The organism is Marinomonas spartinae (genome assembly GCF_016461715.1).
In the GTDB taxonomy this organism is placed as follows: Bacteria; Pseudomonadota; Gammaproteobacteria; order Pseudomonadales; family Marinomonadaceae; genus Marinomonas; species Marinomonas spartinae_A.
Genome location: NZ_JAEMUI010000011.1, coordinates 1 through 22,905, shown reverse-complemented (window position 1 = coordinate 22,905; position 22,905 = coordinate 1). Strand labels below are relative to the sequence as shown.

23 protein-coding genes and 1 pseudogene are annotated in these 22,905 nt (G+C 44.4%); 15 read left to right on the top strand and 9 right to left on the bottom strand.

Annotated elements, in window-relative coordinates; translation table 11 throughout:
• Window positions 1-91 precede the first annotated feature (91 nt).
• The 3 genes from JHD45_RS11370 (at window position 92) to JHD45_RS11360 (ending at window position 3,437) form a co-directional block, all read left to right on the top strand.
• Window positions 92-1,285 (top strand): GAK system CofD-like protein, encoded by a 1,194-nt coding sequence (locus JHD45_RS11370; protein ID WP_199476638.1) that lies wholly within the window; start codon window positions 92-94, stop codon window positions 1,283-1,285.
• A 175-nt stretch (window positions 1,286-1,460) separates the two neighbouring features.
• Window positions 1,461-2,471 carry a response regulator gene (locus JHD45_RS11365; protein WP_199476637.1) on the top strand — a complete coding sequence of 337 codons (1,011 nt, stop codon included), beginning with the start codon at window positions 1,461-1,463 and terminating at the stop codon, window positions 2,469-2,471.
• A 6-nt stretch (window positions 2,472-2,477) separates the two neighbouring features.
• On the top strand, window positions 2,478-3,437 hold the full coding sequence (locus JHD45_RS11360) for a GGDEF domain-containing protein (protein ID WP_199476636.1): 960 nt from the start codon (window positions 2,478-2,480) through the stop codon (window positions 3,435-3,437).
• Window positions 3,438-3,544: 107 nt separating this feature from the next.
• On the opposite strand, the gene rimK is transcribed toward JHD45_RS11360, so the two are convergent.
• Together rimK and JHD45_RS11350 are read right to left on the bottom strand one after the other, a co-directional pair.
• Window positions 3,545-4,450 (bottom strand): 30S ribosomal protein S6--L-glutamate ligase, encoded by a 906-nt coding sequence (gene rimK, locus JHD45_RS11355; protein ID WP_199476741.1) that lies wholly within the window; start codon window positions 4,448-4,450, stop codon window positions 3,545-3,547.
• Between the two features lie 75 nt (window positions 4,451-4,525).
• Window positions 4,526-4,906, bottom strand: a pseudogene (locus JHD45_RS11350) (ATP-dependent zinc protease); the annotation flags it as partial.
• A 248-nt stretch (window positions 4,907-5,154) separates the two neighbouring features.
• Here JHD45_RS11350 and JHD45_RS11345 point away from each other — a divergent pair.
• A complete protein-coding gene (locus tag JHD45_RS11345) occupies window positions 5,155-6,069 on the top strand; it encodes a D-hexose-6-phosphate mutarotase (protein ID WP_199476635.1) in 915 nt (304 codons plus the stop codon).
• Between the two features lie 156 nt (window positions 6,070-6,225).
• On the opposite strand, the gene JHD45_RS11340 is transcribed toward JHD45_RS11345, so the two are convergent.
• Complete coding sequence (locus tag JHD45_RS11340) at window positions 6,226-7,002, bottom strand: exodeoxyribonuclease III (protein ID WP_199476634.1); 777 nt, start codon at window positions 7,000-7,002, stop codon at window positions 6,226-6,228.
• Between the two features lie 114 nt (window positions 7,003-7,116).
• Here JHD45_RS11340 and pyrE point away from each other — a divergent pair, with 114 nt between their 5' ends.
• A complete protein-coding gene (gene pyrE / locus JHD45_RS11335) occupies window positions 7,117-7,764 on the top strand; it encodes an orotate phosphoribosyltransferase (protein WP_199476633.1) in 648 nt (215 codons plus the stop codon).
• A 60-nt stretch (window positions 7,765-7,824) separates the two neighbouring features.
• Here the strand turns inward: pyrE and slmA are convergent, their stop codons facing one another.
• The 4 genes from slmA to coaBC all read right to left on the bottom strand — a co-directional run bounded on the left by slmA (window position 7,825) and on the right by coaBC (window position 11,428).
• Window positions 7,825-8,418: a nucleoid occlusion factor SlmA gene (gene slmA / locus JHD45_RS11330; protein ID WP_199476632.1), complete on the bottom strand. Its 594-nt coding sequence runs from the start codon at window positions 8,416-8,418 to the stop codon at window positions 7,825-7,827.
• A 73-nt stretch (window positions 8,419-8,491) separates the two neighbouring features.
• The gene (gene argB / locus JHD45_RS11325) at window positions 8,492-9,403 is read right to left on the bottom strand and encodes an acetylglutamate kinase (protein WP_199476631.1); all 912 of its coding nucleotides are present in this window, start codon (window positions 9,401-9,403) and stop codon (window positions 8,492-8,494) included.
• Window positions 9,404-9,716: 313 nt separating this feature from the next.
• Complete coding sequence (gene dut, locus JHD45_RS11320) at window positions 9,717-10,175, bottom strand: dUTP diphosphatase (RefSeq protein ID WP_199476630.1); 459 nt, start codon at window positions 10,173-10,175, stop codon at window positions 9,717-9,719.
• Between the two features lie 29 nt (window positions 10,176-10,204).
• Window positions 10,205-11,428: a bifunctional phosphopantothenoylcysteine decarboxylase/phosphopantothenate--cysteine ligase CoaBC gene (gene coaBC / locus JHD45_RS11315; RefSeq protein WP_199476629.1), complete on the bottom strand. Its 1,224-nt coding sequence runs from the start codon at window positions 11,426-11,428 to the stop codon at window positions 10,205-10,207.
• A gap of 163 nt (window positions 11,429-11,591) precedes the next feature.
• On the opposite strand from coaBC, the gene radC reads away from it, so the two are divergent.
• The 9 genes from radC to JHD45_RS11270 all read left to right on the top strand — a co-directional run bounded on the left by radC (window position 11,592) and on the right by JHD45_RS11270 (window position 19,499).
• Window positions 11,592-12,266: a RadC family protein gene (radC, locus tag JHD45_RS11310; protein WP_199476628.1), complete on the top strand. Its 675-nt coding sequence runs from the start codon at window positions 11,592-11,594 to the stop codon at window positions 12,264-12,266.
• Between the two features lie 222 nt (window positions 12,267-12,488).
• On the top strand, window positions 12,489-12,725 hold the full coding sequence (gene rpmB, locus JHD45_RS11305) for a 50S ribosomal protein L28 (protein WP_067012586.1): 237 nt from the start codon (window positions 12,489-12,491) through the stop codon (window positions 12,723-12,725).
• Window positions 12,726-12,736: 11 nt separating this feature from the next.
• Window positions 12,737-12,907 (top strand): 50S ribosomal protein L33, encoded by a 171-nt coding sequence (rpmG, locus tag JHD45_RS11300; RefSeq protein ID WP_011978459.1) that lies wholly within the window; start codon window positions 12,737-12,739, stop codon window positions 12,905-12,907.
• 150 nt (window positions 12,908-13,057) lie between these two features.
• A complete protein-coding gene (gene mutM, locus JHD45_RS11295) occupies window positions 13,058-13,876 on the top strand; it encodes a bifunctional DNA-formamidopyrimidine glycosylase/DNA-(apurinic or apyrimidinic site) lyase (protein WP_199476627.1) in 819 nt (272 codons plus the stop codon).
• Window positions 13,877-14,099: 223 nt separating this feature from the next.
• On the top strand, window positions 14,100-15,095 hold the full coding sequence (locus tag JHD45_RS11290; protein WP_199476626.1) for a BMP family lipoprotein: 996 nt from the start codon (window positions 14,100-14,102) through the stop codon (window positions 15,093-15,095).
• A 356-nt stretch (window positions 15,096-15,451) separates the two neighbouring features.
• Window positions 15,452-17,008, top strand: a complete 1,557-nt coding sequence (locus JHD45_RS11285; protein ID WP_199476625.1) for an ABC transporter ATP-binding protein — start codon at window positions 15,452-15,454, stop codon at window positions 17,006-17,008.
• Window positions 17,005-18,114, top strand: coding sequence for an ABC transporter permease (locus JHD45_RS11280; RefSeq protein WP_199476624.1), 1,110 nt, complete (start codon window positions 17,005-17,007; stop codon window positions 18,112-18,114). The genes JHD45_RS11285 and JHD45_RS11280 overlap by 4 nt, the downstream gene beginning before the upstream one ends.
• A 1-nt stretch (window position 18,115) precedes the next feature.
• Window positions 18,116-19,084 carry an ABC transporter permease gene (locus tag JHD45_RS11275; RefSeq protein WP_199476623.1) on the top strand — a complete coding sequence of 323 codons (969 nt, stop codon included), beginning with the start codon at window positions 18,116-18,118 and terminating at the stop codon, window positions 19,082-19,084.
• Window positions 19,085-19,100: 16 nt separating this feature from the next.
• A complete protein-coding gene (locus tag JHD45_RS11270) occupies window positions 19,101-19,499 on the top strand; it encodes a cytidine deaminase (protein WP_199476622.1) in 399 nt (132 codons plus the stop codon).
• Between the two features lie 88 nt (window positions 19,500-19,587).
• On the opposite strand, the gene JHD45_RS11265 is transcribed toward JHD45_RS11270, so the two are convergent.
• A complete protein-coding gene (locus tag JHD45_RS11265) occupies window positions 19,588-20,724 on the bottom strand; it encodes an AbrB family transcriptional regulator (RefSeq protein WP_325097288.1) in 1,137 nt (378 codons plus the stop codon).
• 110 nt (window positions 20,725-20,834) lie between these two features.
• Here JHD45_RS11265 and JHD45_RS11260 point away from each other — a divergent pair, with 110 nt between their 5' ends.
• Window positions 20,835-21,224 (top strand): septal ring lytic transglycosylase RlpA family protein, encoded by a 390-nt coding sequence (locus JHD45_RS11260; RefSeq protein WP_199476621.1) that lies wholly within the window; start codon window positions 20,835-20,837, stop codon window positions 21,222-21,224.
• A gap of 10 nt (window positions 21,225-21,234) precedes the next feature.
• Here the strand turns inward: JHD45_RS11260 and JHD45_RS11255 are convergent, their stop codons facing one another.
• A complete protein-coding gene (locus JHD45_RS11255; protein WP_199476620.1) occupies window positions 21,235-22,875 on the bottom strand; it encodes an EAL domain-containing protein in 1,641 nt (546 codons plus the stop codon).
• Window positions 22,876-22,905 lie beyond the last annotated feature (30 nt).

Below are 22,905 nucleotides of genomic sequence, written 5' to 3'. Positions count from 1 at the left end.
AAAGGCGGGCTTTGCAGGGTAAACTTTGCGCAGTTTCTGTCGTTATGAAGATAGGTAATGTTTCTAAAGACTGTTTAGCAAAGGGGATGTTATGTCCAGTACTTGTCGTATCTGGCGTCGTTTGCAGGTGCCAGATCCGGTTCGCATACACCGTTATGAAAGCTTGCCGGAACAGGGACCAAAAGTCTTGTTCTTTAGTGGTGGCTCAGCGTTTAACAAAGCCAGTCGAGAGTTAAAGAAGTTCACCCATCACTCTATTCACTTGGTGACGCCCTTTGACTCGGGAGGAAGCTCTGCTCGTTTGCGTGCCGAATTTGATATGCCTGCTGTGGGCGATTTGCGCAGCCGTTTGATGGCGTTAGCGGACGAAACGGTGATGGGGCAGCCGGATGTGTATGCATTATTTACCCATCGTTTTGCGCAAACGGACAGTCTTGACGTTCTGGCTGAGCAGCTACAACAATTGGTGGATGGTCATCATCCTTTGATTGAGCCGATTCCCAATCCCATGCGCGCCCTAATTCAGACACAGCTAGCGGTCACGCAAGCGAAAATTAGCCCTGAGTTCGATCTGCGTGGAGCAAGTATTGGCAATCTTATTATGGCGGGGGGGTATCTGAATAATCAGCAACAGCTCGACCCGATTGTCTTTTTATTCTCGCGTATTGTCAAAACCTTAGGGGAAGTGAAAACCATCTTGGATTCGCCCTTTCATCTTGGTGTTGAGTTGGAAGATGGTAGTGTCATTTTAGGCCAGCACCGAATCACAGGTAAAGAACATGCCCATCTGAAGAGTCCGATTAAACATATTTGGTTAAATAAAGGGTTGCGAGGTGTGGTGCCGATTAATCGTCAGATTGCCGATGATCGACGTGATATGATCGCCACAGCCGATCTGATTTGTTATCCGCCGGGTAGTTTTTACAGTAGCTTGTTGGCCAACTTATTGCCAAAAGGTGTTGGGCTTTCCATTTGTGATAATCCCAATCCTAAGGTATATATTCCCAATTTGGGCGTTGATCCAGAGCAAATTGGCTTGTCCTTAATGGGGCAAGTAGCGCGTTTGCTTTCTGTTATCCAGCGCGATCTTGATGGCCAGTCTGTCAGTAACACGTTTTCTGCATTAGATTATCTTTTGTTGGATGATTCCTATGATTATGGGGTGCTTGATATTGAGGAATTGTCTCGGTTTGGTGTTCAGGTAATCAAAACCCCTTTGATTCGACATAAGGTGGATCGCTATGACGAGGCGCTCATCGTGAAGGCGCTCCTGTCATTAACTTGATCTTATTAACATAACTCCACTATATTCACGAGTCGATTGAGTTAAAATTACAATTTATGTATTGAAAAGTCGTTAATTTAATATCAAACAAGTATGGATTGTCTTAGTGATGACGCTCGTTTTTGAAAATTGCTTTTATACTTGAATGGTATGGACTTCCAGGAAGAATGTATTAATGAGTACCCGTGTACTGATATGTGATGATTCTAGCATCGCAAGACGACAACTCGCTAAGGCCTTGCCAGCTGATTGGGATATCCAAGTAGATTACGCAGCGAATGGGCAGGAGGCGTTAGATATTATCACCTCAAAGCCGATTGATGTGTTGTTTCTCGATTTGAATATGCCTGTCAAAGATGGCTATCAAACCCTTGAGGCGCTACAGCATGTGCCTCAAGCCCCTCATGTCTTTGTTGTGTCGGGTGACGTGCAGCCAAAAGCCGTTCAGAGAGTCAAAGACTTAGGGGCAAGTGAATTTCATAAAAAGCCCATTAGACCGGAAGTGATGCGTCAGTCTTTATTGGCGCTGAACTTAATGGTTAGTGACGAAACGGCTGCGCCGCATTCTATCCCTAGCGACTTTGATTTAGATAAGTTTTCTGTTTCGGACTGTCTGCAAGAGGTGTCAAATGTAGCAATGGGGCGCGCCGCGAGTGTGCTAGCGGATATGCTTAATGTTTTTATCAAGCTGCCCGTTCCTTCTGTTCACATTCTCGAAGTCAGCGAGTTGCAGATGGCGCTTGATTATACTAACCGAGGCGCGAGCTTTTCAGCGGTATCACAAGGGTTTGTTGGGGCTGGTGTGGCGCTGGAAGCCTTGTTGATTTTTAATGATGCCAGTTTTTCGGACATGGCAAAATTGCTGGGTGCCTCTGGAAGCGTTGGGAATACAAAAGAAATTGAGCTTTTAATGGATGTGGCGTCGGTGCTTGTTGGACCTTATATGGACGCGCTGGGTAAACAGATGGATATTGATTTTAGTTATGGGCATCCAGCTTTGCTCGGTCAGCATGTTAAAATGGACAGTTTAATTAGCGCAAAGAAAGCCCAGTGGAAGCGTACACTAACGGTAGAAATTGTTTATGAAGTGGAGAATTACGATATTTGCTGTGACTTGTTGCTGTTATTTACCGAAGATTCGGTGCCGGTTTTAGAGAAACGTTTGTCTTATTTGGTTGAGGATTGAGTGAGTATGCAACGTCATACAGAAGAGATAATGGAGTTGCACTGGCTATTTGATATGCTCAACCATATTGACCTTGGTCTTGTTGTGATCAATAAGCATTATCAAATTACACTGTGGAACAGCTTTATGGAAAACCATAGTGGTAAAAGTTCAACTTCCGCTAAGGGACAGGATTTCTTTGAGCTCTTTCCTTCCATCGATAAAGCATGGTTGAAGCGTAAAATCGATAATGTATTTGGCTTGCGCACGTCTGTTTTTATCTCTTGGGAGCAATGTCCGCATTTATTTCCCTTTAAAAGTTATCGCCCTATTACTGGGCTTGCCGAAAAAATGTACCAGAATATAACGTTACGTCCGTTAACGAATGCAGATGGGACATTAGAATATGCGTGTATTGCAGTTTATGATGTGACGGATGTGGCGAGTAATAGAATGGCGTTGTCCTCTGCCAATCGTCAGCTGGAGCAGCTTAGTAAGATTGATCCATTAACTGAGCTAAACAATCGCAGTGGTTTGGAAAAGGCGCTGGAGTTGACCTTTAATTCTTTTTTGAAAAAAGGCACAGGACCACACTCTTTGGTAATGATTGATTTGGATCACTTTAAGGATATTAATGACCAATACGGACATCTGGTAGGTGATCAAATTCTCAAAGATATTGCCGTCGAAATGATCGCCTCTACGCGACGGGGGGATTTTGTGGCGCGCTATGGCGGGGAGGAGTTTGTCATGCTGCTGCCAAACACTGATCAACAAAGTGCCAAATCTTTTTGTGAAAAGTTCCGTGAAAAAATTGCTACACGAGTTTTTAAAACCAAATCGGCGGGCATCAATGTCACGATTAGTTTAGGAATCGCTGAGCTTAACGAGAAAGATAGCAGTGCTTCTGCTTGGTTAAATCGGGCGGATCAAGCGTTGTATAAATCGAAACAAGCGGGTCGAAACCAATCCACGATATCCGCATGATACGTGCTTTGACTTGTTTAAAGCTTCTATTTGCCTAAAACAAAATCCCAACCTCGTTTTCAGTCTACAAAAAATATTGTGCCCATCGCGTTTGATGGGCACGGTGTTTACTCGCTAGGTATGCACAGTTGCTTTTCGATTGCCATGATCATCTTGACGGCAATGTCTTCGTTGGTGGCTGTTTCGATACCTTGCAGGCCAGGTGAAGAATTGACCTCCAGGAGCAAGGGGCCTTTGTTTGAACGAATAAGGTCGACTCCCGCGACTTTTAAATCCATGGCTTTGGCTGCTTTGATTGCCAGTCGCTTTTCTTCCGCTGTGATTTTTACCAGCTCGGCCCGTCCTCCAAGATGAATGTTGGCACGAAACTCTCCGACAGCGGCGACCCGTTGAATGGAAGCCACCACTTTGCCGTCAATCACAAAGCAGCGTAAGTCTTTTCCGCTGGCCTCCTTAATAAATTCCTGAACCAAAATATTGGCATTGAGGCTCTTAAAGGCATTGATGACGCTGTCGGCGGCTTTACGGGTTTCAGCTAGTACAACGCCTTTACCCTGTGTTCCCTCTAATAATTTGACGATCAGAGGCGCGCCGCCAACCATATCGATTAGGTCATCGGTATCGAGTGGTGAGTTCGCAAAGCCCGTAGTGGGGATTTGTAAGCCATTATCCAGCAATAACTGTAGGGAACGTAACTTGTCACGGGATTTTGCAATCGCCATGGAGGTATTTAAGCAATACACGCCGAGTGATTCGAATTGGCGTAATAAGGTACAAGCGTAGAAGGTTTTGCTAGGGCGAATGCGTGGAATAATGGCATCCAAATCATTCAACAGACGACCACCACGGTAGTGAATTTCTGGCGTGGTCGCATCTAACTTCATATAACAATTTTTAATGTTTAAAAATTGAATTTCGTGACCACGAGATTCAGCGGCTTCCATAATGCGGCGATTGCTGTACAAATCTGGATTGCTTGCCAGTAAGCCAATTTTTAATCCCCCAGTGCGCATTTCAGGGGCTTTATATAAGTTTGCTAAATCGTTTTGACAGCGGTCTCCCAATAAGCAAGAACCTTCTGGGTCGACTAAAATACGACCATTCATTGCCTCGCGGCCCAGTAGCATACGATAGCCCATGCTGTCACGATCGGTGAGTGTGACTTCTATTGCCCAAGATTTTTCGCCAATGGCTAGAGGAACTCGAATAACAGGGCGTTTTTCCTTATCGCCACTGGAACTTTTGATAACGCGATGGTCGATAACCGGGGCTTCACAGTGTACGGTGATTTTACGGTTTTCCTGTATAGGATGCACTTCAAAGCCTGCCCATTGGACACCGTCGCGAGTGAAAAAATGAATGTTGATCGCGTGAAGAGACGAGGTTTTTGCTCCAGAATCGATGCGAGCTTTTACCGCAGGGATATTGATGGATGGAAAGGCGCACCATTCCTCACTACCGATGACCATTTTTGGTTCATTAAATTGATTCATTGGCAAAACTCTTCATAGATTAACCTATTAGTATAAAAATTAGGCGTTTTTCCGTTATGAAAAAACGCCTATCGTTAGGCTGGTTTATAGCTTAAAAATGCTTTGAGGTTAAGTTTTAATTCCTTAAACTTTTACAAGCTAAATAGTCACCATAAGTGTAGGCTATTGTAATCGTCTACTGTCAGGATACTATGTGCATACCGGATTATCTAATGGAGTCATGAATGAATGGCCAACTAATACAAGAGTTGGAAGCGCTGGGTGGGGATTTATTACCTGCAAGCCTTAGAGAGTGTGATGAGATTGTCATTGATCAGCCAGAGTACCATGCTCGAATTGCATTGTGGGGCGGTCATTTAGTGAGCTTTGTGCCGGCAGGTCAGAAGGACTTGTTGTTCCAGTCTGCTAACCAAGGAAATCAAACGCGTTTTGGTCGCCGTCATTTTGGTGTGCCTGTTTGTTGGCCATGGTTTGGGGCCAATGAAAAACAATTGGATTACCCTGCTCATGGTTTGGCTCGTTATTTTCGTTGGCAATTTTCCGAAGCTGGACGCTTCAAAAATGGCGATGTGAAAATTGTACTGCGCCTTGCTTCTGAAGATCATCCTTTGTTAGAAGAAATGTGGCCTCAAGCGTTCGAATTACGTCAGGTATTTCGTTTTACAGGAGACGGTTTTAGTATCAATTTTTCTGCGGCTAATTTATCGGATAAGCCGATGGAGGTGACAGAAGCGTTGCATACCTATTTCCATGTGGGAGACAACCAGCAAGTTCAGGTTCGGGGGTTAGACGGCGTGTCATTTATCGATAAGCTTGATAATGGCGCTCGTAAAAAGCAAAGTGGTGTTGTGACACCATTCGAATGTTTAGACAGCGTGTATATTGATTCGCCTGACGAGTGTGTGATCGAGGATGCCAGCTTGGCGCGTAAGATTACCCTTCGTACCGAAGGTAGTCAAAGTACCGTGTTGTGGAACCCGGGCCCTGAATTGGCTAAAAAGCGCGCGGACATGGAAGACGAGGATTATCGACACTTTGTCTGTGTGGAAACCGCCAATGCGTTAGATAATGGCTATCAGATTGCCTCAGGTGATATGCATCAACTTAGGTTATCGGTTACCGTGGAGACACTCAGCTAAGCTCAATCTAATGGGGCAGAGAGCAACATAGCTGACTTAATGTGGCTCTTGTCATGCCATTAAAACGTGTTATCCCATTAAAGCTCGCAGTCACCTTGTACTGCGGGCTTTTTGCTTATTTAGGGACTGGTTTTATGGAAGTAAAAACGAGTCAGATCAGTCGATATCGTATTCCATAATTAATGGCGCGTGATCGGAGAAACGTTGTCCTTTGTAGACGCTGCCTCCTTGGATGATGTTGCGTAGCCCTGGTGTGGTGATCTGATAGTCGAGTCGACCACCTTCATCCAGTTTCCAAGCTCGCTCATAATCAGGCCACCAAGTGTACTGCTTATCTTGTTTGTTCACTTGACGGAAGGCATCAATGTATTCAAGTTCATTGAATATTTCGTTGATCCATTTGCGTTCTTCCGGCAAAAAACCTGAGTTGCGCTGGTTGACGAACCAACTGCTGACATCAATCGGGGAGCGTGCAACATTGGCTGTCCCGCAAAAAATAAATTCGCGGCGCTTGCGGCGTGTTTTGATCAAGTGGTTTTTAAAGCCTTCCATAAAGCGATATTTGTGTTCTTGTAGTGCATCTTCATGATTTGAACCATGAGGAGTTAAGAACGTACCAATGCTCACTTTATCAAAGTCTGCTTGAATAAAGCGGCCTTCAAAGTCACATTCAGGAAAGCCCATGCCGGTCATAATGGCCTTAGGCATGGTTTTGCAATAAATAGCAACACCTGCTTGCTCTGGATTCTCGATGGAATCGAAGAAGTAGGTATTGAATTCTGGAGGAAAGAAAACGCTGTCATTGAGACTGCGTTCATCTGCTTGTATATCCTGTAGACATACAACGTCAGGGTTCTGACGAACCATCCATTCAAAAAAGCCGCGGTCGGCTGCTTGTTTTATACCGTTTACATTAAGGCTGATGACCTTCATTTCTGGTCCCTACAATTCCTAGCCGTGTGTTATATTAGCACCTATCCAAAGTTGGCATGGCTTCGCTCGTTCTTGGCGGCGCTTTGTTACATATTCAATCAATCTGGAGTCGGCATGAAACCTTACCAAAAAGACTTTATTGAGTTCGCCATTGAGCAAAACGTTTTGCGCTTTGGCGAGTTTACCCTTAAATCTGGCCGTGTTAGCCCTTACTTCTTTAATGCAGGCTTGTTTGCTTCTGGTCAAGCGCTGGCTAAGTTAGGACGCTTCTATGCTGCCGCGTTAATGGAAGCTAATGTCCCATTTGATGTTCTATTCGGCCCCGCTTACAAAGGGATTCCCCTAGCGACAACCACGGCAGTGGCTCTGTATGACCATCATAATGTGGACACACCATACGTCTTCAACCGTAAAGAAGCAAAAGATCACGGTGAAGGTGGTTCACTTGTTGGCGCTGAACTGGCTGGTAATGTCATGATTATCGATGACGTTATTACTGCCGGAACGGCTATTCGCGAAGTGATGACCATCATTAAAGAAGCCAATGCAACGCCTGCCGGTGTTCTGATTGCTTTAGATCGTCAAGAGCGTGGTCAAGGCGAGCTATCCGCAATCCAAGAAGTCGAACGGGACTTCCAAATGCCTGTTATCAGTATCGTGTCGCTTAATGACATCATGACGTATCTAGCAGAGCAGGATTCCCCAAGCTTTACTAAACACCTAGATGCCGTCAAAGCATACCGAGATCAATACGGTATCTAACCATCGATGAGGATCTTATTTGTGAGATCCTCACCTTTTATTTTAGCGATACCCTTTAGTTTAGCGATTTAGCATCAAATTTTGTGCCAATGTGGACCACTGTTCCGTCCACACACTGGTTGGTTTGACTTTAAAGTCGCTACGTACATAGTGGCGAATCTTCCCTTCTATAATGGCGATCAAAAGATCGGCACAGGGGGCGACGCCCATAGCCGGGCGTAGGCCTTGTTTCAAATCCGCTTCACGCATGATTTGTTTTAGCTGCGTTTCGATTCGCTCAAATAATTGTGCGATGCGAATGCGCAGACGATCCGTTTCACCAGCAAGTACGTCTGCCGTTAACAGGCGACACATGCCTGGGTTATGTTCTGCAAAACCAAGTGTCAACGTCAGTATCATCTCAATACGAGTTAATACATCGGCTTCTCCTTGAACAATGCGATGGATACGAGTAAACAATGATTCTTCAATGAACTCGATCAAACCCTCAAACATTTTGGCTTTACTAGGGAAGTGGCGATAGAGCGCTGCTTCCGAGACACCAACTTGTTTTGCCAAGGCTGCCGTTGTTATGCGGGCTCCTGGGCTACTTTCAAGCATTTGTGCCAAAGCTTGTAATATTTGTGTGCGTCGATCACTTTTTTTTGTGCTCATTTGACCGTCCAGTATCAAACCCATTATTGTCGTTGAGTGCCTCTAATTGGGCAGGGTTGAGTGTGTACGTTGCTTATTCTTCGTCTTTCTTTGCGTTCGAGATCAGTGTACCTACGCCTCTGTCTGTAAGTATTTCTAACAGTACAGCATGGGGCACGCGACCATCATTAATAATCGCGCTGGTGACGCCAGCATTGACCGCAGACAAAGCACAGCTGATCTTAGGCAACATACCACCGTAGATTGTTCCATCGGCAATGAGTGCATCAACTTGAGCAGTACTTAGCCCTGTGAGTACATTACCGTTTTTGTCCTGTACGCCAGAAATGTTGGTCAGCAGCATAAGTTTCTCCGCACCAACCGCTTCGGCCACTTTTCCAGCCACTAAATCGGCATTGATGTTGTAAGAATTGCCTTCAGCATCCACACCAATCGGTGCAATAACCGGAATCAAATCACTGTTTTCCAACACCTTTAAGACGCTGATGTCTATGCTAGCAACTTCACCAACATGGCCAATGTCTACCGGTTCTGGTGCACTCATACCTTCTGCTTGATGTTTTACAAACAGTTTTTTAGCTTGAATAAAGTGGCTGTCTTTACCTGTTAAGCCAATGGCTTTTCCGCCGGCTTGAGAGATCATACTGACAATGTCTTTATTGACTTGTCCACCTAATACCATTTCAACCACATCCATGGTGGCCGAATCGGTGACACGCATGCCATTGATGAATTTTGATTCGATATTCAGCTTTTGCAGCATTTCACCGATTTGTGGGCCACCACCATGCACTACAATAGGGTTAATGCCAATGGCTTTCATCAATACAATATCGCGAGCGAAGCCAGCTTTGAGCTTTTCATCTGTCATAGCATTGCCGCCGTATTTTATAACGAGGGTTTTGCCTGCAAAACGCTGAATATAGGGCAGTGATTCACTTAATATATTAGCGACGTCTAAAGCGGATTCTCGCGAAAAAGCCACGTTCAACTTACTCCTGTCAGAAAAAGAGCCTATTGCTCCTGTGATCATCAAAATAGGGCGTGTATTTGTAAAGTGATTTGCCTTTTAAGGCTCTAGGCGAGTGTAAGCAACCACTTATGTATAAAATAATAACGTGAAGTTGACAGATTAACTATAGATTTTATCGGAAAATAATCCACTAAATGACTTATGAAACTAATTTTCACAATAGGGCAGGGAGATAGGTGAAGGAAAGTGGCCAGATAAGACATATAGATGAATTTTGTTCACCCATATGTCTCTTTTCGATTAACAGGACTGATGTTGTATTGGCTTATTTTGTACCTGTATGGCCAAAGCCCCCTTCGCCTCGTTCGGTTTTTTCGAACTCAGTGACAATGTTAAATTCCGCCTGAACGACAGGTAATAACACCATCTGGGCAACGCGTTCGCCGGGTTCAATCGTAAAGGTGGTATTGCCTCGATTCCAGCAAGAGACCATCAGTTCACCTTGGTAGTCAGAGTCGATCAAGCCAACCAAATTACCCAGCACAATGCCATGTTTATGGCCGAGGCCTGAGCGGGGTAAAATGGTTGCGGCAAGGTTTGGATCCTGAATATAAATAGATAATCCCGTTGGCAGCAATGTTGTTTCACCAGGAGCAAGCTCGATTGCTTGGTCTAGGCAAGCGCGAAGGTCAAGACCAGCAGAGCCTTCTGTGGCGTAGGTTGGCATAGGGATGTCTTTGCCGATTTTGTCGCTCAGAATTTTTAATTGGATAGGGTGTTTCATAAAAGTTCACTTACTGTTTAAAAGAATGGTTAACGAGTTTTACGGTAATGACTGCTAATGCAATCCACCAGTGAGACGGCTAAATTTGCTTTTGCAGCCTTTTCTGGCTGCCATGTTGCGTCTTTGGTAATCACGGTGACTTGGTTTTCGTTGCTGTTAAAACCTATGTCGTCGCGAGACACATCATTGGCAATGATCATGTCTAATCCCTTGCGAGCTAGTTTGTCTTTGGCGTAATCAATGACATTTTGTGTTTCTGCCGCAAAGCCGATAATGCAGCGGGCAAGACGCTTACTGGCGAGAGTGGCAATGATGTCTGGATTTTTAACCAGCGTGAGGGTTAATTCATCACTGTTGGTTTGCTTTTTCATTTTCTGATCACAGACGGCTTTCATTTTAAAGTCGGCTACGGCGGCAGCGCCAATAAAGACATCGGCTTGTTGGGTCATGGTATTCTCACAGGCTGTAAGCATCTCATCAGCGCTTTTAACCGCTACTAGGTGAACGCCATTAGGTACTGCGATTTGTACGGGGCCGCTTATCAAAGTGACTTTTGCACCACGGGCTTGTGCGGCGGCGGCCAGAGTATACCCCATTTTTCCTGAACTGTGGTTGCTGATATAGCGAACAGGGTCAATAGCTTCCATGGTGGGGCCAGCCGTAATCACCCAATGTTGCCCGACTAAGTCTTGAGCTATATTTGTGTTTTCAAAATGACTGATAACGGCCTGAGTAATATCCTGCGGCTCATTCATGCGACCAGGGCCAATATCGCCACATGCCTGTGCCCCTTCGGCTGGGCCAATACTGAGTACACCGCGCTCAGCTAATAAGGAGGCGTTGGCTTGAGTGGCAGGATGACGCCACATAGCTTGATTCATGGCTGGGGCTAATAAAACAGGCGCTTGCGTTGCTAAACAGAGTGTGGTCAGTAAATCGTTTGCCATACCTTGTGCGTAGCGAGCCATAAAGTCGGCTGATGCTGGGGCAATGATAATAAGGTCAGCCCATTTTGCGAGCTCAATATGTCCCATGCCTGCTTCGGCATTGGGATCTAATAGGGTGCTACGAACAGGGTTTCCCGATACCGCTTGTAATGTCATCTCAGTAACAAAGGCTTTAGCGCCATCGGTCAGCACAACTTGAACATCTGCTCCCGCTTTGCTGAGTAAACGTATGAGTTCGATGCTTTTGTAAGCAGCAATACCGCCAGTAATACCGAGTAGAATGCGTTTCTGATGGATAGACGACATAAAAAAACTTCTCAATTCAAGCCATGACCGATAAGGTAATAATAAGGCGAGGTAGCATAATGAAGGTTGGTTATTTGACTTGACCAACCTGTCGCAGATTAAACCTCAGCCTCTCTAATATAATCGCAGTAGCGCAAGATTATCATGGATCAAGGAGGAGATCATGAGTATTAAGCATTGGCCTGAACAAGAAAGACCCAGAGAAAAGCTGATTCATCAAGGCGCAGGCGCATTGAGTGATTCCGAGTTGTTGGCGATTTTTCTGCGTACAGGTACGCAAGGTTTGAGCGCCGTGGAGTTGGCTCGGCAAGTGTTGAGTCACTTTGGTGGGTTGCGTTCATTGATGTCGGCCAGTCGCGAGGAATTCTGCAAAGGGCTAGGATTGGGGGATGCGAAATTCACTCAGTTACAAGCGGTGCTAGAAATGTCGAAGCGACATTTGCACGAGCAGCTTGTGCGTGAAACGGTATTTACCAGTGCTGAGCATGTTCGTACCTACTTGTCTTCCCAGCTTCGTCATTCCCAACGGGAAGTCTTCGCGGTGCTTTTTTTAGACTCACAGCATCGTTTAATTCGTTATCAAGAGCTTTTTATGGGCACCATTGATGCTGCTGCCGTGTACCCACGGGAAGTGGTTAAAGCCGCTCTGCAATATAACGCTGCTGCCGTTATCCTCGCCCATAACCATCCAAGTGGTGTGGCAGAACCTAGTCAAGCTGATATTACTATAACGGGTCGCATCAAACAGGCGTTAGAGCTTGTTGATGTGCGTATGTTGGATCATTTTGTGGTGGGGGATGGCGCGCCTGTATCACTGGCTGAGCGTGGATTGGTATAGATTTTTCGTGGTTTTTTGCCGAGGCTTGCTTCTTTTCTCGACTAAGTTTATTTAATTGATCATTTTTTTAACAAAAGAATTGCTCAATGATGCTGCTTATGGGAAAATGCGCGCCGCTATATCCTCGGTACGGGATTTTTTTGATTCATAAGGAATCATGCTCCGCCTGAGGAAGTGAAGCACACTTCCAATAATTTTCTGGATAGCAAAAGGTATTTAATTATGTCTCGCGTATGTCAAGTTACTGGGAAACGTCCTGTTACAGGTAATAACGTTTCTCACTCAAAGCGTCGTACTAAGCGTCGTTTTCTTCCAAACCTTCATTGGCACCGTTTTTGGGTCGAAGGTGAGAACCGCTACATCCGTTTACGTGTCTCTTCTAAAGGTATGCGTATTATCGATAAAAAAGGCATCGAATCAGTTCTTGCTGACCTTCGTGCTAACGGCGAAAAAGTATAAGGATCTGAATCATGGCTTCTAAAGGCGCTCGCGATCTTATTCGCATGGTATCTTCCGCTGGTACTGGTCACTTTTACACAACTGACAAGAACAAGCGTAATACTCCAGACAAACTAGAAATGAAAAAGTTTGATCCTGTTGTACGTAAGCATGTTATGTACAAAGAAGCGAAAATTAAATAATTTTCGATCTTTGTCAAAAGGAACCGACTCACTGAGTCGGTTTTTTTGTATTCGATGTTCGGTATTGAAAATTTCTTTTTCTAAAATAAAGAGTTTTGTCTAAAGGGTTAGTATAATCGCTTCTTTTTAATCGTTTGTGGGGTTTTAGTCATGCCTGAGTTGCCAGAGGTAGAGACAACACTGCGAGGCATCGAACCGCATCTTGTTAATCAGACTGTTACTAAGATTGATATCCGTCAGCCAAAGTTGCGTTGGCCAATCACGCCTGAGTTAACAGATCAAATGCAAGGGCAAGTCATTACACACTTGTCTAGGCGAGGAAAATACATTGGCATTCATACGGCCAAGGGAACCTTAATTATTCATTTAGGCATGTCAGGCAGCTTGTATTTTGTGCCGCCCAATACCCCGCCTTTGTTTCACGATCACGTGGATTTTTGTTTTGCAGGGGAGGCGAATTGGTTGCGTTATACGGATCCTCGACGTTTCGGTGCGATTTTATGGACAACAAATGACTGGCTCCAGCATGAGCTGTTGAGTCATTTGGGGCCAGAACCTCTGTCACCAGACTTTCACGTAGATTATCTACATGAAAAGGCAAAGGGCCGTAAAGTCGCCATTAAAACCTTTATTATGGACAGCAAAGTGGTAGTAGGGGTTGGCAATATCTACGCTAACGAAGCTTTGTTTATGGCGGGTATTCGTCCTACTCGTATGGCGAGTAATATTAGTAAAGCCCGTTTAGCTTATTTTGTTGAGTGCATTAAAATGGTGCTTGCCTCAGCAATTAAGCAAGGTGGTACCACGTTACGAGATTTTGTCGGGGGGGATGGTAAGCCTGGCTACTTTAAGCAGGAGTTAGCCGTGTACGGTCGAGCCGGTAAGCCTTGTCGACAATGTGGTGGTGAGTTGAAAGAAATTCGTCAAGGGCAACGTAGTACCGTATATTGTCCCGACTGCCAAACCTGACTAAATAGATAAGATCGGCATGCTTATTGCTCGACTATAGTCGATTTTATTCGTCTATAGTTCTTAAGTAGAGAATAAAAAATGTATTGCTAAGAATTGTCGCTCAAAAAACAACCTGTTTTGATGTTTTTTGATTGCGATATGAGGTGAATAAGTTTATTTTTGACCGGCTAGACAACTTAAATGTCGATGCCACAATTAAAAAACCATAAGAGGAATTGGAATGAAAGGTGTCTTTCTTGCGTCTGTAACCGCATTGGCAATGTCTGCAACGTTAGCCCATGCCGCAACTGATAAGCCGGCGGTTGTTTACGATCAAGCTGGTAAATACGATAAGTCTTTCAATGAAGGTGTTTACAACGGTGTCCTAAAATACGAGAAAGACACGGGGCAGCAAATTCGTGAATTTGAACCAAAAAATGAAGCGCAAGTTGAACAAGGTCTTCGTCGTTTGGCACAGCGTGGTTACTCGCCGATCATTGCTGTAGGCTACAGTATGTCTGCTGCGACAGAAAAAGTGGCGAAAGATTTCCCTAATATCCATTTTAGTATCATTGATAGTGTAATCAATCTGCCAAACGTGCAGTCGATCGTCTTTAAAGAACAAGAAGGGTCTTTCTTGGTGGGCGCACTGGCTGCGATGAAGTCTAAAACCAATACGGTTGGTTTTATTGGGGCAATCGATGTTCCGCTGATTCGTAAGTTTAGCTGTGGTTACCGACAAGGTGTGAAATACATTGCGCCAAACGATAAAGTGATTGTTAACTTTGTTGGTTCTACTGGTGCAGCTTTTAGTAACCCAACTCAAGGTTCTGAGTTAGCCAAAAGCCAATTTTCCCAAGGGGCTGATGTTATCTTTGCGGCCGCTGGTGGAACGGGTATTGGTGTTTACCAAGCCGCAGCCGATGCTGGCAAGTACGCAATTGGCGTGGATTCAGACCAAAACTACCTTCATCCAGGTGTGATGCTGACTTCTATGGTTAAGCGTGTTGACCAAGCGGCTTACAATGTATACAAAAGTGCGGCTGCTGGAGACTGGAAACCTGGCGTAGTGACCCTTGGTCTGGCAGATAATGGTGTTACTTGGGCGCTGGACAAATACAACGAAAAACTGATTACCCCAGAGATGAAAGCGAAAATGGATACGATTCGTAAAGACATCATCGATGGTAAGATTAAAGTACATGATTACTCTGTAGACAACAGCTGTAATATGTAAGAGACAAACAATCAAGCAGCGACTTATTGGTATGAGTCGCTGTTTTTTTGTCTTTGACGTTTTTTGTTTTTGCTCTTTTGATCAATAGATTTACCTACGATCTGTTGCACGAACGGCCACTCCGTTCGATTCCTCGTATTCGGTATGAGAGGGAGGGCAGGAACACGTTTTCTTGTCTTGATCATGGTTCCTGCATTGCCCTTATAACCTACGCTTATGCAGGATCCGCGTGTGAATAAAACATGCTTCCTAATCCGCTGGGTTAGGTGGGTTGATGTATTTGATTTTGCCCGTTTTGACGGAAAATGAAATGCATTTGCTGCCCCAATACAACATAGACGAATCATTATTTAGTTATGATAAATACAACTATTCCATACGCAATAGAATTGCGTGACATAAGCAAGCGTTTTGGTACGGTTCAGGCCAATAAAGACATTTGCTTGCAAGTACCTAAGGGAAGTATTCACGGTATCATCGGTGAAAATGGGGCAGGAAAATCCACTTTGATGAGTATCATTTATGGCTTTTATGCGGCGGATACAGGCCATATTGAAGTGGATGGCGAGATCGTCGACATTCGTACTTCGCAAGATGCTATAAACGCTGGTATCGGCATGGTTCACCAGCATTTTATGTTGGTGGAAAACTTTACCGTGCTGGAAAACGTGATGTTAGGGGCCGAAGGTGGCGCCTTATTACGAAAAGGTGTCAGCAAAGCGCGTGCTGAGTTAAAGCGGTTGGCCTCTCAGTACAGCTTAGAAATTGATGTTGATGCGGTAGTGGAAGAGCTTCCCGTTGGTCTACAGCAGCGCGTGGAAATTTTAAAAGCCTTATATCGCGGCGCGCGAATTTTGATTCTCGACGAGCCTACGGGAGTACTAACACCGCAGGAGGCTGATCATTTATTCCGTATTCTTCACTCGCTAAAAGAAAAGGGAGTGACAGTTTTATTGATTACCCATAAATTACGCGAGATTTTAGCTTCGACGGATAATGTTTCGGTGATGCGTCAAGGCGAAATGGTAGCTCACCGAGAGACATCGAAAACCAACAAAGAAGAACTGGCTGAATTAATGGTCGGTAAAAAAGTTCGCTTGACGGTTAATAAAGAAGAAGCAAAGCCTGGCAAGGTTGTTCTATCGGCGAAGCATCTTTCTCAGCTTGACAGCCAAGGTGTAAAGCGCTTGAAAGATGTTAGTCTAGAGTTGCGTGCGGGTGAAATTTTGGGGGTTGCCGGGGTCTCCGGAAACGGCCAGAGTGAGCTGTTGAATGTGCTGTCTGGTATTACGGTCATGAGCGAAGGTGAAATCCATTTCGCCGGTGAAGTGATTTCTGCCAGTGCGCCAAAAAATGCGGCACAAATGCGTGATATGGGAATGGCCCATGTACCAGAAGACCGTCATAAAATGGGCTTGGTAACAGGGTTTGAGGCCTATGAGTCAGCGATATTAGGCTACCATAACTCGCCAGTTTATAACGGCAAGTTTCTTATGAATCGTAAAGTCATGTTAGATGAATGCAGTGAGCGCATGGCCGCATGGGATGTTCGACCACCTAATCCATACCTGAAAACGGCCAATTTTTCTGGCGGTAATCAGCAAAAGATTGTGATTGCCCGCGAAGTAGAACAAAACCCTGATGTGTTACTGATTGGTCAGCCAACACGTGGCGTTGACATCGGTGCAATCGAAAATATTCATGAGCAAATTGTTAGTTTACGAGACGCTGGCAAAGCAATTTTGTTGGTCTCGGTAGAGTTGGATGAAATTATGGCATTGAGTGATCGCATCCTCGTGATGTTTGATGGTGCGGTGGTTGGCGAGCTGGAGGCAAAAGACGCTAACGAGCGCGTTCTTGGTTTGATGATGGCGAATTCTTACAGTGATGACCCTCAAGGAGAGCCAGCATGAATCAGGCAAAAGTCCCAGTTTGGGTTAATATCGCATTGATCCCACTGTTAAACATCACTTTGGCATTTGTTATTTCTGGTTTGGTGATTTATGCCATTGGTCAAAACCCCATTGAGGCTGCTGGCTATATGATCTACGGCGCCTTTGGTTACAGTGAAGGGGTTGGTTACACACTATATTATGCGACCAACTTTATTTTCACCGGGCTGGCTGTGTGCGTGGCCTTTAAGGCGGGTTTGTTTAATATTGGTGGTGAAGGGCAAGCCTATATTGGTGGCTTAGGCGTTGGCTTAGTGTGTCTCGCATTGGATCATTCAATGCCATTTATTGTGATTGCCCCCTTGGCGATTATTGGGGCGGCGGTATTTGGGGCCGCTTGGGCCTACGTGCCAGCTTATCTTCAAGCGCGTCGTGGTAGCCACATTGTAATTACCACGATCATGTTCAACTTTATTGCATCGTCTTTAATGGTTTATCTGATGGTGAACTGGTTAAAAGGGACGCAAAACATGTCTTTAAACAGCCGTACGTTTGAGCAAAATGCTTGGATGCCTTATTTGCATACTTTGCTGACACCCTTGGGGATTGATATCGGCGATTCTCCGGTAAACCTCTCTTTCTTTTGGGCCTTGTTGTGCTGTTTTGGGGTGTGGCTATTAATTTGGCATACTCGTTGGGGATATCAGCTACGAACCTTAGGAACCAATCCTACTGCTGCAAAATACGCTGGCATTGATACCGCAAAAGTGACCATTTGGGTGATGTTGGTATCGGGCGCACTAGCGGGGTTTGTGGGGCTAAATGAAATCATGGGGGTCAACCACAGCCTGTTGCTGAATTTTGCAGCGGGTTATGGCTTTACTGGGATTGCGGTGGCGTTGATGGGGCGCAATCACCCTGTTGGTATTTTCCTTGCGGCGATTTTGTTCGGTGCTTTATATCAGGGTGGTGCGGAAGTGTCATTTGATATGCCGCAAATTACACCGGACATTGTTGTGGTGGTTCAAGGTTTGGTTATTTTGTTTTCTGGCGCTTTAGAGCACATGTTTAAAGATCGTATAGAAGGCTTCTTTATTCGCAGAGCCGCGGCAGCACAGGAGAAATAAAATGTACGATACGCTTATTCAAATGTTGGACGCGACCGTGCGTGTCTCTGCGCCATTGATTTTGGCGGCCTTGGCTGGGCTTTTTTCCGAGCGAGCAGGTATTGTTGATATCAGCTTGGAAGGGAAAATCCTAGGTAGTGCATTCGCAGCGGCAGCGGCTTCTGCGGTGTTTGGTTCTGCTTGGATTGGTTTGATCTTTGGCATCATCGCCTCCGTTGCTTTGGCCTTGATACACGGCTTTGCCTGTATTACTCATCGTGGTGATCATATTGTCTCGGGGGTGGCGATTAATACCATTGTTGCAGGATTGACAGTAACCCTTGGTTTGCATTGGTTCAATATGGGAGGGCAAACACCGGCGTTATCTGGTGATCAGCGCTTCTTGGACATTACCTTGCCGTTCGCTCATGCGATGCAGAATGTGCCCGTTATCGGGCAGATATATTCGAACCTGATCAGCGGTCATAATATTTTAGTGTATCTGGCTTTCGTTATGGTGCCAGTGACGTACTGGATTGTCTATAAAACTCGATTTGGACTACGTCTTCGTGCGGTGGGAGAAAATCCCCACGCTGTTGATACGGCAGGGATTTCGGTGACTTGGTTACGTTATCGAGCGGTAATGATGTGTGGTATTTTGTGTGGCGTTGCTGGCGCGTATTTGTCGACGGCGCACAACGCAGGTTTCTTGAAAAATATGAGTGCGGGTCAGGGATATATGGCTCTGGCTGCGTTGATATTTGGTAAATGGCGACCTGTGCCTGTGATGTTTGCTTGTCTGCTATTTGGCTTTTTGAATGCTGTTGCTGTACGTTTGCAAGGTGTGATTATTCCAGGGGTTGGTGAAGTGCCAGTACAGGCAATTGAATCGTTACCTTATGTGTTAACCATATTGCTATTGGCGGGTTTTATCGGTAAAGCCGTTGGGCCAAAAGCGGTTGGCCGTCCTTATGTGAAAGAACGAGCCTAACAGCAGGATAAAAACAATGGAAAACTCAGAGCTTTTTAAGCTAGCAAAAGAAGCGATGGATAAGGCTTATGTGCCTTATTCTCACTTTCATGTTGGTGCTGCAATTTTGACGGTTGGCGGCAAGTATTACTCCGGCTGTAATGTCGAAAATGCGGCCTACCCAGAGGGAACCTGTGCCGAGGCAGGAGCCATTGCGGCCATGGTGCTGGGTGGTGATGCTCAAATTCAAGACATTTATGTTATGGGAAAAGGAGACTTGTTGGTAACCCCTTGTGGTGGTTGTCGTCAGAAAATTCGTGAGTTTGCTACTGAGCAAACGAGAATTCATATTTGCAGCCCAACGCAGATACAGAAAACCCTAACCATGGATGAATTGCTGCCTTTGTCATTTGGCCCTGAGAATCTTGCCAAATAATAAAGGTGACTGATTCGGTCTTTAGTTTGTCTCTGTTAAATAAAAAAACCACGCTTAAAAACGTGGTTTTTTTATGCTCTGAATACGTTTATAACGCGGTTTCATTTGGGCGCTTGGCGGACAACCAGCGAGCAAGCAAAGGTCCAATAATCAATACTAAGAGAAAGCGTAAAATTTGCATTGTCATGACGAAGGCGACATCGGCATTGGTGGCAGCGGCGATAATGGCGACGGAATCGGCTCCACCTGGGCTAGTAGCCAGAAAAGCTGTGAGTGGATCAATATCGGCAAAATACACCAATAAAATAGCAAAGCAGCCATTGAGAAATAATAACGCTAATATAGAGCCTAATACATAGGGAAAGACTTTAACGGCGTGGCGCACGACTTCTGGCGAAAATCGAAAGCCAATCCCCCAGCCCAATATGGCATAGCTGATAGTGAGATACCAAGTGGGTAATACGATGGTTAGTAGTCCTGTGGCCTTCAGTAATACACCTAAAGCAATCGAAATAAGCAAAGGGCCACCAGGCAAGCGCAGCTTCACTCCGATATAAGAGGCAATGCCGATGAGTAACAAGGTGAGCCCAAAACCTTGCCATGAGCTGACTAAGAGCCAATTGCTGACAACATGATTGGACGTTGAGCTGACATTATAGATATGCGCGACGACGGATGCTGCCACCACACAACAGGCCACTCGTAAATATTGCATCATGGCAACCAATCGAATATCGGCACCATAGGCCTCACACATGAGCGTCATCGCTCCGGCGGCACCGGGAGAAGAGCCCCAGATAGCCGTGGTGCCTGGCAGTAATCCGGTGCGACTTAGTAGCCAGCCGAGGAAACTTGATGCTACGACAGTGGATAAGGTGCCAAGTAAAAAAACAGGCCAGTCTTTGGCAACTTCAGTATAGAGGTTTAAAGGTAGATGAGAGGCAATCATGACACCCAGTGAACCTTGCGCCAATAGGAAGAAAGGCTTATAGAGTCTTAACCTTGCCCCTCTTATAGTGATGATGATTGCGGCGATCATTGGGCCAAGTAACAACGCGGCAGGTAAGTGGAACCATTCTAAAAAGCCACCGATGAGGCTAGAAAGGACAAATAACAGAATAAAAGACTGATATTTGGGTCTGTTTTCTGGCTCGCAGTGTGGTTTGTTGGTCGTCATGGGGCTGATTTTTCGATCAATGAATAAGATGGTTTGCAGAGAATTCACACCGGAGCATACCTGAAATATTGGCGGAAAATGATATTAAAAAGTAAACTGTCTTAAAATATTCGCATTTGATAATTGCTCATATTAAGTCTTCATTAAATGGAACCTCTATGTTAAAAATTACTGTCGTTAGTTGGATTGTGTTGCCTTTGTTGCTATCTGCTTGTGCTAGTGCCCCAATGACACATTCTGAGTCGCGAGGCTTTGTAGAGTATGGTAAAGCCAGCTACTATGCGGATAAATATCAAGGTCGAAAAACCGCCAACGGAGAGCGCTTTAATCAACATGCCTTAACCGCTGCCCATAAACGTTTAGCATTTGGTTCTAGAGTTAAAGTAATTAATCTAGCGAACGGTAAGAGTGTTGTTGTGAGAATAAATGATAGAGGTCCTTACACCAGTGATCGTATTATCGATTTGAGTAAGGCGGCTTTTAAACGCATTGCGAACATTCATAAAGGGGTTATTAATGTGAAAATCATCGTTCTGTCTTCAAAATAGAGCGAATGCTTTAATTACTTAGTCGTGTCGTACTTAAGGAGCCTTTTGCTATTCTTTCTGAATGACATTTGTTTTTTGCCTTTTTTGTTTGTAGATAGTTTTCTAGTTGGTTTGTTTTCATTGGCCGGGCAAAAAGCCAGCCTTGTCCCATCGCTTCGCTTGACAAAGACGTGAGATAGTCTAATTGTTCTTGCGTTTCTATGCCTTCAAAAACGACTGTTGCATCGAGCTTTTGTAGCATAAGAAAAATGGCGTTGAGCATGTTTTGATTGATGGATTCTGTGCCGATGGACTGGGTGAATATCTTGTCTACTTTGATTTCATGGGGTTGTATCTTACTTAACCAAGACAAGTTGGCATAGCCTGTACCAAAGTCATCTAATGAGATTTTATAGCCAGTTTTGGTGAATTCCGCCACAGGTCCTTCAATCAAATCAACACCATCATTTGTTCGTTCAGTGACTTCGAAAATAACCCTATCATGGGCAATTTGATGCCGTTCAGCTTGTTCATTAATAAAACATAAAATTTGACCTTGCGAGATATCCTTCATAGATAGGTTAATGCTTAGGCTTATGTCTGGGTATTTCTTCATGATAGGTGACATGTCTTGAAGGGCACGATGAACCACAAGATGGCTTAATTTTTCCATGAGGTCATGTTTTTCGGCCAAACCGATAAAAACATCAGGAGAGACTTTTCCGAAGGTTTTGTCGTGCCAGCGGGCGAGTGCTTCCACCCCAGTTACCTGGAATGTTCTAAGACAGAGTTTAGGTTGATATTCTAGATAAATATCACCATTAGTAATAGCTCGTTTTAAATGTTGTAATAGAGATTTATGTCTTGTTCTAGATAAAAATAGAATATAACTTAGGGTTAGTCCAGAGATAATACTTACTATCATCGCGATTAATAAGTTGCTATCGGATAGACCTAGCAATCCCATTTTATTATTTTGAATAATAATGCATTGGTTGTTATCTGAACATTCTTTTTCGGTCATGGATGTTAAAGTCATACCGGTTTTTGCTTCAATTAATACGTTTGGTGACGTACTGCCATAATGTCTAAAAATATAATTAAATGTTTTGAGTTCAAAAGCGATATTATTGTTATGGTCTATTTTGTAATAATATTTATTCACTAAATTTTTTTTAATTGAAATTAAAGTGTGATCAATGCTGATCATGTTGATGTTTGTTTTTTTAGTGAATGGATCTGGTATGTTTTTCCAGTGCTTGAAGTTTTTTGTTAATTTTTTTGCTTCTTTTGGAAGAGATATTGGGTCTTTTAGTATGCCCCAACTGGCAGAACAAATAATTTGATTATTTTTAATATGAGCAATATCTTTAATATATTTGTCTTTCCATAAGGCAGTCCTCATTTTTTTAAGGTTATCTGATGAGCAAAGTTGGTTGTCATCTAACTTTGCGCTGGATAAAGCCGACATTACCTCATTATATAGCGCTTGGCTTTCTAAGTTCATTTTATCTAAATCAGAGTAGAGATTTTTTTTATCTTCGTTGAATAAAAAAAAATGAATGAGGGCCAGTGTAATTACAAACCCCAAAATGGTTGGAATCACCAAGAACAATAGTTGACAGATTTTTTTTCGCTTTATACCAAGTGAGAGGAAGTGGGGCTGGGTCATCCGTTTCTAGGCCTATGAGACGCATCTATT

Bases quoted from the DNA above. Each gene is read 5' to 3' on its own strand.
- JHD45_RS11370 (WP_199476638.1), top strand. From the start codon at position 92: ATGTCCAGTACTTGTCGTATCTGGCGTCGTTTGCAGGTGCCAGATCCG.
- JHD45_RS11365 (WP_199476637.1), top strand. From the start codon at position 1,461: ATGAGTACCCGTGTACTGATATGTGATGATTCTAGCATCGCAAGACGA.
- JHD45_RS11360 (WP_199476636.1), top strand. From the start codon at position 2,478: ATGCAACGTCATACAGAAGAGATAATGGAGTTGCACTGGCTATTTGAT.
- rimK (WP_199476741.1), bottom strand. From the start codon at position 4,450: ATGCGCACTGGGGGATTAAAAATTGGCTTACTGGCAAGCAATCCAGAT.
- JHD45_RS11345 (WP_199476635.1), top strand. From the start codon at position 5,155: ATGAATGGCCAACTAATACAAGAGTTGGAAGCGCTGGGTGGGGATTTA.
- JHD45_RS11340 (WP_199476634.1), bottom strand. From the start codon at position 7,002: ATGAAGGTCATCAGCCTTAATGTAAACGGTATAAAACAAGCAGCCGAC.
- pyrE (WP_199476633.1), top strand. From the start codon at position 7,117: ATGAAACCTTACCAAAAAGACTTTATTGAGTTCGCCATTGAGCAAAAC.
- slmA (WP_199476632.1), bottom strand. From the start codon at position 8,418: ATGAGCACAAAAAAAAGTGATCGACGCACACAAATATTACAAGCTTTG.
- dut (WP_199476630.1), bottom strand. From the start codon at position 10,175: ATGAAACACCCTATCCAATTAAAAATTCTGAGCGACAAAATCGGCAAA.
- coaBC (WP_199476629.1), bottom strand. From the start codon at position 11,428: ATGTCGTCTATCCATCAGAAACGCATTCTACTCGGTATTACTGGCGGT.
- radC (WP_199476628.1), top strand. From the start codon at position 11,592: ATGAGTATTAAGCATTGGCCTGAACAAGAAAGACCCAGAGAAAAGCTG.
- rpmB (WP_067012586.1), top strand. From the start codon at position 12,489: ATGTCTCGCGTATGTCAAGTTACTGGGAAACGTCCTGTTACAGGTAAT.
- rpmG (WP_011978459.1), top strand. From the start codon at position 12,737: ATGGCTTCTAAAGGCGCTCGCGATCTTATTCGCATGGTATCTTCCGCT.
- mutM (WP_199476627.1), top strand. From the start codon at position 13,058: ATGCCTGAGTTGCCAGAGGTAGAGACAACACTGCGAGGCATCGAACCG.
- JHD45_RS11290 (WP_199476626.1), top strand. From the start codon at position 14,100: ATGAAAGGTGTCTTTCTTGCGTCTGTAACCGCATTGGCAATGTCTGCA.
- JHD45_RS11285 (WP_199476625.1), top strand. From the start codon at position 15,452: ATGATAAATACAACTATTCCATACGCAATAGAATTGCGTGACATAAGC.
- JHD45_RS11280 (WP_199476624.1), top strand. From the start codon at position 17,005: ATGAATCAGGCAAAAGTCCCAGTTTGGGTTAATATCGCATTGATCCCA.
- JHD45_RS11275 (WP_199476623.1), top strand. From the start codon at position 18,116: ATGTACGATACGCTTATTCAAATGTTGGACGCGACCGTGCGTGTCTCT.
- JHD45_RS11270 (WP_199476622.1), top strand. From the start codon at position 19,101: ATGGAAAACTCAGAGCTTTTTAAGCTAGCAAAAGAAGCGATGGATAAG.
- JHD45_RS11260 (WP_199476621.1), top strand. From the start codon at position 20,835: ATGTTAAAAATTACTGTCGTTAGTTGGATTGTGTTGCCTTTGTTGCTA.
- JHD45_RS11255 (WP_199476620.1), bottom strand. From the start codon at position 22,875: ATGACCCAGCCCCACTTCCTCTCACTTGGTATAAAGCGAAAAAAAATC.